The organism is Negativicutes bacterium (assembly GCA_021372785.1).
Taxonomy (GTDB): Bacteria; Bacillota; JAAYKD01; order JAAYKD01; family JAAYKD01; genus JAJFTT01.
Genome location: JAJFTT010000019.1, coordinates 15,977 through 31,391 on the forward strand (window position 1 = coordinate 15,977; position 15,415 = coordinate 31,391).

General features: G+C 50.0%; 15 protein-coding genes. All 15 read right to left on the reverse strand.

The genetic code is table 11. From position 1 onward, the window contains the following. Positions 1 to 123: 123 nt before the first annotated feature. On the reverse strand, positions 124 to 1,260 hold the full coding sequence (locus LLG09_02485) for a sodium ion-translocating decarboxylase subunit beta (GenBank protein ID MCE5195985.1): 1,137 nt from the start codon (positions 1,258 to 1,260) through the stop codon (positions 124 to 126). A gap of 53 nt (positions 1,261 to 1,313) precedes the next feature. Beyond that, positions 1,314 to 1,466 (reverse strand): OadG family protein, encoded by a 153-nt coding sequence (locus tag LLG09_02490; GenBank protein ID MCE5195986.1) that lies wholly within the window; start codon positions 1,464 to 1,466, stop codon positions 1,314 to 1,316. Positions 1,467 to 1,929: 463 nt separating this feature from the next. Beyond that, positions 1,930 to 3,579, reverse strand: a complete 1,650-nt coding sequence (locus LLG09_02495; protein MCE5195987.1) for an S-layer homology domain-containing protein — start codon at positions 3,577 to 3,579, stop codon at positions 1,930 to 1,932. Between the two features lie 41 nt (positions 3,580 to 3,620). Next, on the reverse strand, positions 3,621 to 4,676 hold the full coding sequence (locus LLG09_02500; protein MCE5195988.1) for a type IV pilus twitching motility protein PilT: 1,056 nt from the start codon (positions 4,674 to 4,676) through the stop codon (positions 3,621 to 3,623). Between the two features lie 77 nt (positions 4,677 to 4,753). After that, positions 4,754 to 6,436 (reverse strand): Flp pilus assembly complex ATPase component TadA, encoded by a 1,683-nt coding sequence (gene tadA / locus LLG09_02505; protein MCE5195989.1) that lies wholly within the window; start codon positions 6,434 to 6,436, stop codon positions 4,754 to 4,756. A 15-nt stretch (positions 6,437 to 6,451) separates the two neighbouring features. After that, entirely contained in the window at positions 6,452 to 7,054 is a 603-nt protein-coding gene (locus LLG09_02510; protein ID MCE5195990.1) for a hypothetical protein, read from the reverse strand. Further along, on the reverse strand, positions 7,051 to 7,644 hold the full coding sequence (locus LLG09_02515; protein ID MCE5195991.1) for a hypothetical protein: 594 nt from the start codon (positions 7,642 to 7,644) through the stop codon (positions 7,051 to 7,053). Before LLG09_02515 ends, LLG09_02510 begins: the two co-directional genes overlap by 4 nt. A 5-nt stretch (positions 7,645 to 7,649) precedes the next feature. Beyond that, positions 7,650 to 8,546, reverse strand: a complete 897-nt coding sequence (locus tag LLG09_02520) for a hypothetical protein (protein MCE5195992.1) — start codon at positions 8,544 to 8,546, stop codon at positions 7,650 to 7,652. 25 nt (positions 8,547 to 8,571) lie between these two features. Then, positions 8,572 to 9,774, reverse strand: a complete 1,203-nt coding sequence (locus LLG09_02525; protein MCE5195993.1) for a type II secretion system F family protein — start codon at positions 9,772 to 9,774, stop codon at positions 8,572 to 8,574. Positions 9,775 to 9,996: 222 nt separating this feature from the next. Beyond that, positions 9,997 to 10,416, reverse strand: a complete 420-nt coding sequence (locus LLG09_02530) for a prepilin-type N-terminal cleavage/methylation domain-containing protein (GenBank protein MCE5195994.1) — start codon at positions 10,414 to 10,416, stop codon at positions 9,997 to 9,999. A gap of 84 nt (positions 10,417 to 10,500) precedes the next feature. Further along, positions 10,501 to 11,148: a hypothetical protein gene (locus LLG09_02535; GenBank protein MCE5195995.1), complete on the reverse strand. Its 648-nt coding sequence runs from the start codon at positions 11,146 to 11,148 to the stop codon at positions 10,501 to 10,503. A gap of 29 nt (positions 11,149 to 11,177) precedes the next feature. Further along, positions 11,178 to 11,501, reverse strand: a complete 324-nt coding sequence (locus LLG09_02540) for a hypothetical protein (protein MCE5195996.1) — start codon at positions 11,499 to 11,501, stop codon at positions 11,178 to 11,180. 74 nt (positions 11,502 to 11,575) lie between these two features. Continuing rightward, the gene (locus LLG09_02545) at positions 11,576 to 12,382 is read right to left on the reverse strand and encodes a hypothetical protein (GenBank protein ID MCE5195997.1); all 807 of its coding nucleotides are present in this window, start codon (positions 12,380 to 12,382) and stop codon (positions 11,576 to 11,578) included. Positions 12,383 to 12,445: 63 nt separating this feature from the next. Then, the gene (locus LLG09_02550) at positions 12,446 to 13,498 is read right to left on the reverse strand and encodes a prepilin-type N-terminal cleavage/methylation domain-containing protein (protein ID MCE5195998.1); all 1,053 of its coding nucleotides are present in this window, start codon (positions 13,496 to 13,498) and stop codon (positions 12,446 to 12,448) included. A 373-nt stretch (positions 13,499 to 13,871) separates the two neighbouring features. Then, positions 13,872 to 15,281, reverse strand: a complete 1,410-nt coding sequence (locus LLG09_02555; GenBank protein ID MCE5195999.1) for an O-antigen ligase family protein — start codon at positions 15,279 to 15,281, stop codon at positions 13,872 to 13,874. Positions 15,282 to 15,415: the final 134 nt, after the last annotated feature.

A 15,415-nucleotide genomic window follows, 5' to 3' on the forward strand; every position in this document is an offset into this window, starting at 1 on the left:
GACAGCATCCTCTCAGACCGATCAGAGCATTCAAAAACGGAACCGCTTCTCCAAAGGGAGAACGGTTCCGTTTTCTTTTGATCTTTCTATCTTATGGCATGGCTGAATCCACGTGCGGACTCTTTATTGGAAAAGCGTCAGATAAACGCCGGCGGCCACTGCCGTCCCGATTACACCGGCTACGTTCGGTCCCATGGCATGCATGAGTAACCAGTTGGAACGATTGGCTTTTTGCCCTTCAATTTGGGAAACCCGGGCAGCCATCGGCACGGCGGAAACTCCGGCGGAGCCGATCAACGGATTGACTTTGCCGCCGCTGGCCACACACATCAGTTTGCCGATCAGCAAGCCGCCTACGGTGCTGACCATGAAAGCAACCAGGCCCAAAGCGATGATTTTTAAAGTCTCCGGCTGCAGGAAGCGCTCGCCGACCGAAGTTGCGCCAACCGTTGTGCCCAAGAAAATGGTGACGATGTTGCACAAATCATTCTGAGCGGTATTGGAAAGGCGTTCTGTCACACCGGACTCCCGGAGGAGGTTCCCCATCATCAGCATCCCGATCAGAGGAGCGACGGAAGGAAGCAGGAGTGTGCAGAAAATAGTGACGATGATTGGGAAACAGACTTTTTCGGTTTTGGAAACTTTGCGCATCTGTTCCATTTTAATTTCGCGCTCTTTTTTCGTCGTCAAAAGCCGCATAATCGGCGGTTGAATCAACGGGATCAGGGCCATATAAGAATAAGCCGCAATGGCAATCGGGGCCAGCAGATGCGGCGCCAGTTTGGATGCAAGGTAAATGGCCGTCGGACCGTCGGCACCGCCGATAATGCCGATCGAAGCCGCTTCGCCGGGATTAAAGCCTAGCACAGTGGCAATCAGGAAAGCCACCACCACGCCCAATTGGGCGCCGGCTCCCATCAGCAAACTGCTGGGGCGCGCGATCAAAGGGCCGAAATCCGTCATGGCGCCGATGCCCAGGAAGATCAGAGAAGGGTAAATATCCAATTCCACCCCTTGATATAAGTAATATAGCAGACCGCCAATTGGGGAAGCGGCGGACGGAGGATTCATAATTCCGGTTAACGGCAGATTGGCCAGCAACATGCCAAAAGCAATGGGGAGCAGCAGCAGCGGTTCAAATTTTTTCCCGATCGCCAGATAGATCAGCACACAGGCGATCACAATCATCAGTATAGAGCGCCAGGTCAGGGCGGCGAAGCCCGAATTCTGTAAAATTTGTAATAATGATTCAAGAAACATATTTTCCCACCTTTCTGAGCCGAACGATTTCATGGTTCCTACCGGCAAACAGGTTAATCCGCCGGCGTATCCGCCTTGCTATCCTTCTCGGTTAAAGCAATAATCAGCTTTGAGGATAAATGAATCAACACTGCCAACACAACCAGGACACCGAATACCACAGTCATGCAAAACAGAGAATCCAACAAGCCTGCTGTTAAAGACATACGATTTCCCCCTCTTCTTTTCAACTTGACGAAAAAGCGGCAAGTATAAAATTATTTTTTCACGCTCAGTTTCCCCTCCTGGTCGGCGAATGAGCGCAAGCACGCAAAAATCAGATCCCTGCCGATTAAATTCCCTGAAATTATAACACGAAAGGATACGAAGTCAAGCTTTGCGGGAACACCTGATTTTAGCAGAATATAGAGAAATGTAGGAGTGCCGCATTTTAATGATTATTGTTAGTTTTAAACTATTTCTTAACTTAGAATTGTCTTATTCAGCATGACGCAAACTATCATAATATCATAAATGTCCATGATACTACATATTGCATCAGACCTGAAAAAGCAGTCGTTTCGCGGAAGAAAACCGGCTGATTTGCATGCGAAGGGAAAGGCCGACAGCAGCGGTACGGGTTGCTGTCGGTCTTTCCCTTCATTCAAGCACCGGAAATCCGGCTATTTTTTAATGCAAGAGGCGATAAATATACTGTGCGACGTCGGCCCGGCTGGCCGTTTGCTGTGGTTCCAACAAACGATTCGTTCCCGCAAGAATTCCTCTGCCGACGGCCCAATCCATGGCATCTGCCGCCCAATCCGCCGTTGCGGCCCCGTCCGTAAATGCCAGACGCGCATCTTGAGTGAAGCCGCTCTGCAGACCTTGCAGTTGTGCGAAGCGGTAGAGCATCATGGCCGCTTGCTGACGGGTTAAACCGGCATTGTAAGCAAATATCTCGTGATTCATACCGCTGACGATCTCGCTTTCCGCTGCCCATTGAATTGCCGCCGAGTACCATTTTCCGGTGGCGACATCGGTGAAGCCAGAGGCTTCGTTATATTGTAAACGATCAATGCCAGCGATATTTGCCAGCATCTCCACCAGCATGACTCTTGTTGCAGCCAGTTCAGGCGCGAATTCGGTTTCACTCATGCCATTGATATAGCCGTTTTGCAGGCAATAGACCACCGCTGCATAATACCAGGCGGCAGGGTCCAAATCGCGTAATTTGCTGATCATTTGCTGCCTGTCTGCGGTTTGGCCGGCTGTGCTGAGCGGCAGTGACTCTGACGCCAGATTGGCGGCAAATACGGCCAAATGAGGATATTCCGGCAAAGCTGAGGCAGTGAATGCCCAGACCTTCGCAAAATCAAAACCGATAAATGAAGACTGTTTCGTCATTTCCGCCGCAGTCAGGGCGGTGCCCGAACGCCTGCCGCCGCAGGATTCCAGATAATAACAGTTTTCTGTCAGCGCGCTCAACAGATTGGCACCGCTGATGCCGCCCGAATTGGCAGCGGAAAAGAGCGTTCCGCTGTTGTAACTGGTTTTGATCGCGCCGCCAAACGAGATCCCCGTGATCCCGCCGGCATAAGAAGATGCGCTGATCGTGCCGGCATTGAAACAATTGCGGATCGTGCCCGTATGACTGCCGGCTATGCCGCCGCCGTTGCTCGTTCCGTCCGCTGTCTGGACAGTCAGCGAACCATTGAAATAGCAGGATTGAATCAAAGCAAGATTCTGTCCGGCAATACCGCCGGCAGAGAGATTCTTTCCGGTCATCGTGATGCTGCCCGTACTGCAGCAATCTGCAATCGTGCCGCCGTTGCAGCCGGCGAGGATGCCTGCATAGAAGGTCCGATTGCCGGAAGTGGGCAGAGCAAGGCGGATGATCGCAGATTCCACACGCAGGGAGTGAATGGTGCCGGTATTGTAACCAAAGAGCCCCTGGAATTCGCCTGCATCCGGGTTTGAGAGCAACAGACCGCTGATCCGATGTCCGCCGCCGTCCAGTGTTCCCTGAAAACTGTTCTCTGCGGAGCTGCCAATCATCAGCCAGCTGGAATTTTGATCCAGGACAATATCATTTGCCAAAGTAAGGTATTTATCTTGATAACGATTGCCGCTGTTCACCTGATTGGCCAGTTGTTCCAGCTGCTCGGCCGTGGCGATCAGCCAGGGGTTGTCTTGCGTTCCACCCCCGGAAAAAGTAGTTGTAAAAACTTCGCTGTCGCCGGCGGTAGGATCTCCCCCGGAAGCCTGAACGACAATCGTGATCCTGATAGCCAAAAAAGCGACTAAAACGACCAAAAACAGACCGATCAATTTTTTCTTCAATTTGTCCCCTCCGAGCGTTGCAGCCAGAATTTTCTTTCCTGTTAGCTGATATATTGCTGTAAATCCCGTTTGCTGGATGAAAATTTCAGCGCGTTTTCTTTGGTAATCTTCCTGGCTGTCAGCAGGCGAACCAGATCTCCGTTCAGAGTATGCATACCGGCAGCTGCACCCGCCTGCATCTGCGAATCCAGCTGATGGCATTTATTTTCACGGATCATATTGCCGACTGCGTCGGTACCGATTAGAATCTCGGTCGCCACGGTTCTGCCGCTGCCGTCCGCCAACGGGATCAGTTGCTGTGTGACAACACCGCGCAGGATGGTGGAAAGTTGAATGCGGATCTGACCCTGCGTTGAGGCCGGGCAGGCGTCGATGATTCGGTCGATAGTTTGCGCCGCACCGCTGGTATGCAGCGTGCTCAAGACCAAATGACCTGTTTCCGCCGCCGTAACGGCCGCAGAAATCGTTTCAAAATCGCGCATCTCGCCCACCAGAATCACATCGGGATCCTCGCGCAGGGCGGAGCGCAGGGCAGCCGCAAACGACTGCACGTCGTGACCTACTTCACGCTGGTGAATGATCGCCATCTTTTGCTCATAGATATACTCGATGGGGTCCTCTACCGTCAGGATATGTTCCGCCCGCTTGCGGTTGATGTTTTCAATCATTGCCGCCAGCGTAGTGGATTTGCCGCTGCCGGTTGGTCCGGTCACTAAAATCAGACCGCGCGGTTCGTCGGCCAAGGTCTGTAAAATTGGCGGCAAACCCAGTTCCTCCAGGATTGGGATGCGATGATTGAGCAGCCGGATGGCAGCGGCCAGTCTTCCCTGCTGCCGGTAGATATTGACACGCTGCCGGCAATACAGCGCCGTAGTAAAAGCAAAATCCTGATCGAATCCCCGCTCCAACTGCTTTTGCTGGGCTTCGGTCATCATAGTGTTGATCAGTTCTTCCGTCTCCTGCTCCGTCAAGGCGAACGGCGCCGGCTGCAGACTGCCGGCGATCCGAAAGGTTGGCGGCAATCCCACCGACAGATGAATATCGGAGCAGTGCATCTCACGGGCAATTTCCACAATGCTTGCCATATTGATCGCCATAAAAGTAAATTCTCCCTTTCCGGTTGTGCCGCCGCAGGCTTTTCTTTCGATGGCGGGCGGTTTTCTTCAGTGACCGTTTAGGCCGTATAGAACATCAGTTTGATCATCTCTTCCAGACAGATCTGGCCTTTGCGCACCAATTCCAAAGCCTGCTCCTGCAAAGTCTGCATCCCCTGCACTTTGATGGCATATTGATCGATCTCTTCCGTGCCGGCATTGCGGGCGATCATATTGCGCAGTTCTTTATCGATTGCCACAACCTCATGCACGGCAATGCGGCCCAGGTAACCCGTTTGGTTGCATTGCACACAGCCGGTGCTGCGTTTAACCGTTTGGATATCAGCCGGCAGCCACTTGCGCTCGGCCGGCGTTACTTGCATTTCCTGCAGGCAATTGGGACAATTCTTGCGCAGCAGGCGCTGGGCGACAATGCCGACCAGCGAATTGGCGATCAGGTAATTCTCAATCCCCATATCCTGCAAACGCACAATCGAGGCGGTGGCATTGTTGGTATGTAATGTGGAAAGCACAATATGACCGGTGATGGCGGCGCGCACAGAGATGGTAGCCGTTTCGGCATCGCGGGTTTCCCCCACCATGATGATGTCGGGATCCTGACGCAATAAAGAGCGCAGACCGCTTTCAAACGTCAGACCCGCCACCGGGTTGACTTGCGTCTGATTGACGCCGCGGATGTTTTTTTCGACCGGATCTTCAATGGTCGTAATATTGACTTTACGTTTGGATAAGCGCTCCAGCACCATATAAAGGGTCGTTGATTTGCCGGAACCGGTTGGTCCGGTGATATAGATAATCCCGTGCGGGTAATCCAGCATGGGTAAAAAGCGATTGTAAGCGTCCTCATTCATACCGAATTGGCCGGAATAATCGATGCGTGTATTATTGGCCAGTAAACGCATGACCGCTTTCTCACCAAAAACCGTTGGGATAATGGAGACCCGCACGTTGAGATCCTCGCCGCTGACCCGGGTGCGAAAATGTCCGTCCTGCGGGATGCGCTTTTCGGTAATATCCATATTGGACATGATCTTGATCCTGGCTATCAAAGACGGATGCAGAGAATTCTGCAAGGTCAGATATTCTACAATTACGCCGTCGATTCTCATCCGCACCATGGTATTGGCTTCGAACGGTTCCAGATGAATGTCGCTGGCCTGAATGCTGTAGGCTTTTTGGATCAGGCTGTCGATCAGGCGGATGACCGGCGCATCGCTGTTTTCGTCATTGATGATGGCGGCCCCGGTAAATTCACGGTTGATTTCTTTGACCGGCTCCAGGTTTGCATTGAGCGCGGCCTGCTGCGCCGTAATCTCGGTATAATAATAAGCGATGGCTTTCTGCAGCGGCTCCTGTTCGGTCAGTAAAATCTCCAACATCTGCTCGGTAATCTGCCGGATATCCTCCAAAGCGTAAAAATTCAGGGGATCGTTTGTAATGACCGTCAGCAGCGTCCCGTTCGACTTTACCGCCAGAATATCGTATTTTTCCGCCAATTGACGCGGTATCAGCTTGACCGCTTCCGGGTCAACCGGATAATGGTCCACTTTCACGGTCTGCAAATTCAGGCGCTGCGCCAGGGCAATCAGCATTTGTTTTTCGGAGATATAGCCCAACTCAATCAGGGCGGCGCCCATTCTGAGATGATTATGCTCTTTTTGATACGCCAAAGCCGACTGAATCTGTTCCTCCGTGATATAACCCATTTCTCTTAAGAGTTCCCCGATTGGTAGATTTTTCACATTCATCCCCCAGCTTTACTTCTGATACATATAAACTTCAAAAGAACAGGAAATCTCCGTCTCCGCTGCGCCGACCTCATCAATGGCATCTGTCACTGCGAATTTGGTCAGCCGAATGTACTCGTATTCTGCCGAGAGGAGATCCATAAAGCGCAGAAAATCCGTCTGACTGCCGCTGCATTTCAGATTCAGCATGGCGGTCAGCAGAGAACCACCGGTCAGTTTGGCTGCTTCGGCTGCCCGATTATAAGGTAAAACCACCGTCTCTTTCGCCTCCTGAATGGTCAAAGCGGTTGGAAACAGATTACAGCGCAGTTCTAAGCCTGTGATCAGCGTATCCAGTTCCTGATTGCTCATGGCAACCGGTAAGCTCTCAATCACCGCCGCCAATTGCTGCTGGGCAAGCGTCAATTCTGCCACCGCTCCTTCGCCGGAAGCAATGATAGCTGCCATTTCTGTTTTCTGTGTTCTCAAATCGCCCAATTCAACCTCAAGGTCCGCTTTGCGATTCAGCGCCGGCAGAATCAGATAATTGACCGCGCCGGCTAAGATCACGATGATGAAAAGCAGGGCCAACAACAGGCGATCGCGCGCGGTAATTTGCGTGGTAATTTTCATTGCACCATCCCCTTACCCGCTGTTTCACTCAGGAAAAAGCTGACATTGATGCGATAAAAATACTTCTCTTTGTTGTAATCATAGCCGGTATAGCTGACGCCTGTAAAAAGGTTTGATTGCTCCAGGTTATTGATATAAGCCGGGATATCGATCACCTGGCCGGAAACCGCAAGGTACTCCAGCTGACCGGACAAGGCTTGATACCCCGTGATGAAAATAGAAATCGTTTCTCCGCCGCACGTTTCGATTTCACGGAGCAGCATGGAATTCATCCGGGGATAAGATTGCAGCGCCGCAAAGGCTTTGCTCAGTTTCTTTGCTTCCGTATTGACTGCCGCCAGCTGACTGTGCACGGTCTGGCTGGTCTCTTTGGCCAGAAGATTCGCCGGGTCAGCCAGATAGGTTTGAGTTTCGCTGATTTCCCTGCTCAACCCGGCACAGCGCCAATCCAGCCAGCCGTCCCAGGCAAAACAAAAAATCAGGATGGCCGCCACCGAAACGGCATAGATCAGCCATTTACTATAGCTGTGTTTGACGTTTTGCTGATATCGCCGATATAAATTAATCTCTTTTTGCCGATAAGAGGCCATGGCGCTCACCTCCTGATGAAATCCCCCGCTAAATAAACATAATCACTCAAGCGTCGGTTTGGTTCTTCCGCCGGAAAAACAACCGCTTCACTCTCCGGCAGCAATTGTGCGCTTAACTGCAGCGCATGCAGCCCCTCCTGACAGACAGCCACATCCGCCTGGCTGCAGCCGCAAAAATAGGTATCGGTGATAATGAAGCCGCTCTCATTGGAAATCTGAAACTGTTGAATGGATGACAGCGCCCGCGTAATGGCTGTGGCAAATTCCGGCGTCCCCCGCTCCACAAATAAGCGAATGCGGCTGGAATACTTATAAGCGCCATTTTGAATTAAGATACTGAACAAATTTTCACCGCTGAATACCAGCAGCACGCAGGTGCGCTCCCGGAACAAAGGCAGCAGTTCAATCAATTTCAATAAACTCCCTAAGGCTGTGTTGATACTGACCAGCTGTATTTCAATCGATTCAAACAATTCGACATAGCTCTTGATATAGCTGCGCTCACAGACACAAGCCAGGAGATCGATCATTTTGCGATTATTCGCACTGGCCTGTAAATACATATAATCAAATATCGGCTCCTGGTAACGGTCCAGACCGGTAAATTCATTTTGCACCAGAGCGAGCAGCTGCTTTTCTTTAATCTGCGGCAGCGTTACGTTCTTGATTTGAAACTGGGTGCTGTCGATCACCAGCTGAACACGTTTTTTACCAAGATGATTGTCCTTGAAAAACTGTTTGAGCGCCACCGCCACCGCCGCTTCGTTGAGGATGACGCCGTTGATCAGAACACCTTCCGCTAATTCGGTGCGGCAGATCTTGTTCACCGTGACCTGATCACGCAAAAACCGGCCTTCCATGGCCAATACCTCCGTATTGGCAAAAAACAGCACCGTGCTCATCGTTTCACCTCATCGCTTGCTTTGTTTAGAGCGCTCCGCCTTCGATACCGGAATACATCGTAAAAATCGGCATCATGACTGAAATCATGATGAAGCCGATAATACAAGCCATCAAGATAATCATAATCGGCTCAATCATGGTGGTCATTTTAGCGACCGCAATCTCACTCTCGTAATCCATGCTGTCGGAGATCACATTCAGCATCGTATCCAGATTGCCGGTCTCTTCTCCCACAAAAATCGTGGAAGCTAATTTCTTTTCAAAACCATCGACCATGCCCACCGCCTGCGCCAGTGTGCCACCCTGTCGGACCGAGGCGATCACCGCATCAAACTGAGAGGCAATGTAAGCATTGCCGACGGTGCTGCGGCCTACCTCCAAACACATTAGAATCGGCATGCCGCTGGAATAAAGCGAACTCAATGTTCTGGCGAAACGGGCGGTATAGATGGTGCAAAGCATCTTCTTAAGACCTTTGATATGCACTTTCAGTTTATCCAGACGCAGCTGAACCAGCGGGACCCGCAAAATCAGCTTCACCGCTAAAACCAGCAACCCCGCTGCCGCCAAAGCCAGATACCAGTAATTGCTCATAAAATCACTGATGGCTAAGATGATCCGGGTTGGCGTCGGCAGTTCACCGACCATGACAAACATCGATTGGAACTGCGGCAGCACAAAAGTGACAATCACCGCCACCGCGGCCACGGTCAGCACCGCTAAAACAGCCGGATAGGTCATGGCGCCGCCGATTTTCTGATTCATACGGTAATCTTTCTCATAAAACTCCGCCATACGGGCGATGGTTTTGTCGATGGTGCCGCTGTTTTCCGCCGCATAGATCATCTGAATCAGGAGTTCCGGAAAAGCGCTGCCCTGGGCGCGCATGGCTTCCGAAAGTGCAACGCCGCGGCGGATTTGATTCTGCACATTCTCAAAAACCCGACGGGAATAGGGATCGATTTCTTCTTCCTGCGCCAGAATGTGCAAAGCGCGCACCAGCGAAATGCCGGCGTTCAGTAAGGTTCCCATTTCACGGCAATAAGACACCACGATCTTGGGTTTTAAGCGGCGCAGATTGCCGCGCTGCACCACAACTTTGGCCGTCACAATAAAAATATTGTCTTCCTTCAGTTTGCGGTAGAGCTCTTTTTCATCCAGTGCGTCTGCCTGACCCCGCAGCGTTTTCCCGCTTTCATCGTAGGCAGTATACTGATATTTCGGCATAGCACTTGCTTCCCTTCTGCAATCAACGCTTGCGCAAGGTTCTCCGCAAAACATAAAATGAATTTTGTGCCCTGCGGAGAGCCTTGTTTTCTAAAACAGGCTGGACGTGAGCAGCCTTAAGGGACAGGAGTTGGCCATAACGCCAACCATCCGGTGAGAGAAAATTCCCACCGGACGGAGGCGAAATGTTTCTTGATTGGATGCGTTTTAGTTTGCGGGTTCTTATTGGGTGACGACTAAGCCGGCAGGTGTACCAGTACCAGGAATCGTCCATACTCCGGTTGTCGCTATCGCAGATTTTGCATAACTTGCTACCTTACCGTTTGATGCATATATTAATGATTTGACTTGACCATTCGAAAAATAAGTCACATCAAGAGTACCAAAAACTTCTGCTAAAGCCTTGATATCATCTGCAGTTGGCAATGTGGCTAATTTATTAGTGGCATATTTTTCCGAACCCAATGTTTGTGCAGCCATTAAAACGCTGCGCGCTTCAGATGCAATGGCTCTCTCGTTTGCTTTGTCAATATAACCGGTGTAAGCGGGGATGGCAATAGCGGCCAAGATCGCCAGGATAACGAGAACAACCACGATTTCCACGAGGGTAAAGCCTTTTTTGCTTTTCATTTTCTTCATCATTTGAAATAGGTTCCTTTCTGATTTTGTGATTTTAAGATTCCTCATAAAATAATCCGCTGACCGACTCAGTTCTGCGCAGTGTTTTCAGCCAATGATACTGATCGGCTTGTACTGCAAATCAATCACCCCCTTGTCGCTGAAAATCAAACGGTCGCCGCGCCACACTTCAATTGTCACCGTCACATAAGAAATTCTGGTTTTCTCTCCATCATTGAAGGTGACCGGCTGATATGTCAGTGCGATTTGACTGCCGGCATAGAACTCTTCGCCATAGACTTGTTCGATGCCGCGGGTCCGGTCCGCTGCGCCGGGATCATTTGCCAGATCGGGTAAATCCCGGTAATAGCAAATCCAGAGTTCCCCCGGCTGCAGCTCAGTATCGGCTCCAACCTGGATTCCATTCATATCATAAACACTCTTTATGCCCCCGCCGGTTTCCAACAAACGGTAAACACCTTCGGGATCGGTATAAAGAATGAGCTGACCTTTATATTGGCTGTTGATTATCAAATTGATTTTGGTCGCTTCCCGCAGCTGGCTGCGCACACTTTCCAGGATGGTCTCCGCCATTAGCTGACAGTTGTTCAGATCCTGGACACGGTAGAAACTATTGATATAAGGACCGATCAGGGAAGTGATGGAGGTGAGAAACATCAGCAGCAAGACGGAGGTCACAACCATTTCCACCAGGGTGATCCCCTTACGCCTGCCTGTTTTGATGCGATGCAGCAAGACGCACCTCCTTTCCGGTTACACTCAAGCTAGGGTACGGCATAAACCAGAAAATGATAAACCGCTCCGCCGGCGGCGGTGATTTCTTTGCTCTGCAGAGTCAGGTCGAGCTGCAGGGTCAAGCTGCCGTCGGTGAGCGTGACATTCGCCGTCTGAGCTGTGGCCGGGGGATTGTTGCTGTAGCTGTGTTCGATCAGCTGTATGGCGATTTCGGCTGCCGTTGCGCGGATTTCATCCGCCTTGACGATCATTTTATGCGAAAATTGAATCGCCCCGTTCATCATGGTGATTAAGAGGACCAACAGCGTGAAACAAATAATCACTTCCGCCAGCGTGCTGCCTTTTTTGCTCATCTTAAAATCCATTCCTTTCGCAGTTCTCAAGGCATAAATCGAGATGAAAAGAATGCAAACAGTTCCTTTTCACGCTAGTCCACCCCTGTGATCTCATAATAATAGAGTCTGCCTTCTTCTGTGCAGACCCCTTCGATCACATCATCCGCCTGCAGGCTGAGCATACTTCCGGAGCAATCGGCGCTCAGATACCAATCGAAATTATCGTTGTGGTAGATTACCGTTGCAATGCCGCCGCGCACTAAGGAATAAGTCGGCACATAATTAACGGTGCGTTTGAATTTGCTGTCCACCGTGCTGGCGGAGCCATCATCCCCGTTGATGGTGCAGCGGACGCTGACCCAAGCCAGATAATCGATATCCTTCAGCGTTTTTTCATAATAGAACAGATCCCCCCTGAGTTGGTCCAAACCGTTGGGCAAATAGTTATTGACGACAAAGGTATCATCCGAAAGGAAAATATGAATCGTTTGCCGCTGTTTTCTCAGGATCAATTCGATCTGGCCGTAGCCTTCCGGTAATGCGCTTGTCATGGCAAAGGTATAGGTCGCCAATTCCTGCTGGCTGACACTGTCGTCGAAATGATAATCCTGATAGGAACCCGTTAAGAAATTATCAATGCTCTGACAAAGTTCCGAATCGTAATCCTCCGAGGATAGCTGGTTGGTAAAGGCATCGGAGAAGCTCAAAGCCTGTTCGTAAGTTCGCAGCCGCAGGATCTTCCGATTGGCTGTGGCAGCTAAAGTGGCGGAGGAAAACAAGAGGGAGAGCGACATGGCGGAAAACAGCGCGGCGGCGCAGATGATGATGACCATGGCGGAACCACGTTTGGCATGAGCGGGGCGAAGATTGTTTTGAGTTTGCCGGCTGATTAGTTTCATTCTCCCCCACCCTTAATCCCAAATTCCCGAGACTGGCCTGCAGGACACAATTTACAGGCAATACTACGAAATGGTGACCTCAATGGCCGCTCCTTCGATCAGGACATCCTTATCCGATAAGATTTGCTTGTATAATTTAATCTCCCAGATGCCATAAACGGTATCCAGTTGATTATGACCGATGATTTCCAAACGCAGCTGCTCCGTTGTATCGCTGAATTCGTAGTAATCAAAACCCGTGGCGTGCCGAATACCGCTTTGATTCACCAGGCCCCAGCTGCCGTTTTTCTTGAGATATCTGAGGTTATAGTCATAAGTCTTCTCGGCGCCATACCAGGCGATTTCGATTCTGCGGATGTGAGAAGACGAGAAAGCCATGGTGATCGGGATCGGATTGTCCACACTGATTTCATCTTTTTCGCGTTCAACCGCCCAATATTCCCCATAACCGTCGGTGGTGCCGTCGAATAAATTCGCCGGATTTGCCGCTGTGTCAATGACAGCGGGTTCCTGCAGAGCGAAGGTTTTGACAACCGCTTCCCCCACATACATTCCTAACAGATTCGTTCTTAAAGCAGTCTCGCTGCGATCCAAAAGAGAGACCTGCTGGGCGGTTGCCGTATAGGACAATAATTTTGGATTGGCTGTATAAAAAACCGCAAAAACGGTGTAGTTGTCTAAATCAATCTCCAGGCAGACGCCCTGCGCCAACACTGCGGCATCATAAAGATAGGGGGTGCAGAGTTGTTTGATTAAGTTTGCATCAGCGGAAAGAGGGTCTGCTTCCCCCTTTTCCAACAACAGTGCATAATATTGGTTTGCCGACAGATCCGGATCGGTTTTGCCGAGATAGTCGTAAAGATAACTGTCAATCGGCGTTCCGGCCAGGATGATCTGCTGTTTCAGATCATCTGCATGACCGCCGCTTTTATAATAGGTGAGGGCGGATTGGGTGGCATAATAGAGTGTCTTGGCATAATTCTGCATCTGCATCGATTGCGATTCTTCCAAATAGGCAGTTGCCGCAGGCAAGCCGAATCCGGACAGGATTGCCATGAGCGTCATCACGACGACCAGTTCGATTAAGGTAAAGCCTTTCCGCCCGGATCGATGCATCCCCCCTCCCCCTTTCTTCTCCGTTGCACCTATGAACATTTTTTTATTTCGATAGTGTTAGTTAAAATCAATATTTTTCAAATTTCTATATCTGTGTGAATAATTCCTTCTTCCGGAGAAAATATATTCGCCGTCACTCTTTTTTCCCATTTTTTCTTAAATTTAACAATTTTACATTTTTAAATTTATAAATACATATTATTGTATTTTATTTCTATATACTACATATTTAACCTTACGATTATATATTATTACGCATTACATTGCAAGACCGACAAAATATATTCTTTGCAATTATATCTTCGCGCTATTGATCGCAGGCTTTGTAATTAGTTACGTTTTATATATGTTTAATTCAAAATATGTATAATTCTTATTTTGCCATTTCATTGTTTGCCTGCTCTCCCTGCTGGTTTTGGAGTGGATTCCGATTTCCGCTTACCATGATGCCGAGTAAGATCCAGAACAAATAACCGACCGACACCACGCTGATGTTCATCGCTGCCTGCACGCAGTAAGAGACAACCGCGATCAGCAAACCGGCTTGGATTAAATATTTCCTGTCCATCGGAAATGCCCTCGCCTCTGTCTGTTTTTGCTGGCTACGCTGCAGCCAAATTTGACCGGCACGCCATAATTGCAGCCAAGTCCGCCAACAGCAGAGGAACAAAAAACCAAGGTAGCAGAAGAGGGAAGGAATCCCCGTGGTCACGGCAATATGCAGATATTCGTTATGCGCTTTGTCAAAAAGATAGAGCTTATGATAGTGTTCCAGCATGTCATCACGGTATGCTGCCAGGAAGACCTCCCCAAGCGTTTCCGGGCCATAACCCAGCCACGGACGTGCTTTGATCAATCCCCAGACCCGGGTCCAAATATAAATCCGACCGGCGCCGGCTTTTTCATAATCTTCTGTTTTTGTGATGACCTTCGCTGCGTCCGTCGCAATCGACTGCAGCCGGTTGACCATGCTGCCGCCGTCTTTGTAATTAACCCCGGCAAAGAGCAGCAGAAAAACCAGCAGGCTGAGCAACAAAGCTTTTTTACTAAGTTTGAGGGAATAGACAAACCAAAAAAGGAGCAGTGTGCCGAAGGCAAGACCCACCCAGGCGCTACGAGTGGAAACGTAAAGGAAGCAAAGAAAGAGCAGCGCTGCTGCGCCCAAATAGCGCAGCTTCTTTGTTGCAAGATACGCAAACCAACTCAAGGGAAAAACCAGACTGAGGTAAGCGCCAAAGAAATCCGGATTGCCAAAGGTCACAAAAGGACGCAAACCCCAACCGATCCGCTGCGGATCGCGCGGGATAGGGTCCAGCCCGAAATGCTGAAAAATGCCGTAGACGGACAGGAGTGTCGCTGATGCAAACAACCAGTCCAGATGCTTCGGTTGATAGCGATAATGATGACGGGCAAACAGAAAGAAGACCGCATAGGTATAAATCGTAAAAATCCCGTCGCAGCGGCGGACGCGTCCTAAAATAGAGATACGCAGATCGGTTGAGAAACAGGTAGCCAAGAAAACCAAAGCCAGATAAACCAACAGCAGGATATTAATGGCATCCTTTGGCAGCGAAATCTTTCTCTGACAATAGAGATCCACCGTGAGCATGATGAGACTGAGCAGATACAGAAAAATCGCTTTGGGTTGGTAGAAATAATCGGCGCCGTAAGGCACGATAATCAAGGGAGTAAGGATAGCAGCCGCCAGTAAAAGCAGCGTGATCAATTCTGAAACCTGCGATTTTTCCGTTTGCCCCATCGCCGCAGTCTGTAAGCCAAACATGGCACTACCTCCTAATTGAAATTGAAAAGCGAATGAATCCGTACTCTGAGCAGCCTTCTAATTTGACGCGGAATCCAAAAACCCTCTTTTTCGCTGAACCAGGGTGAACCAGGGGGACGGGGGTGGTGGCACAA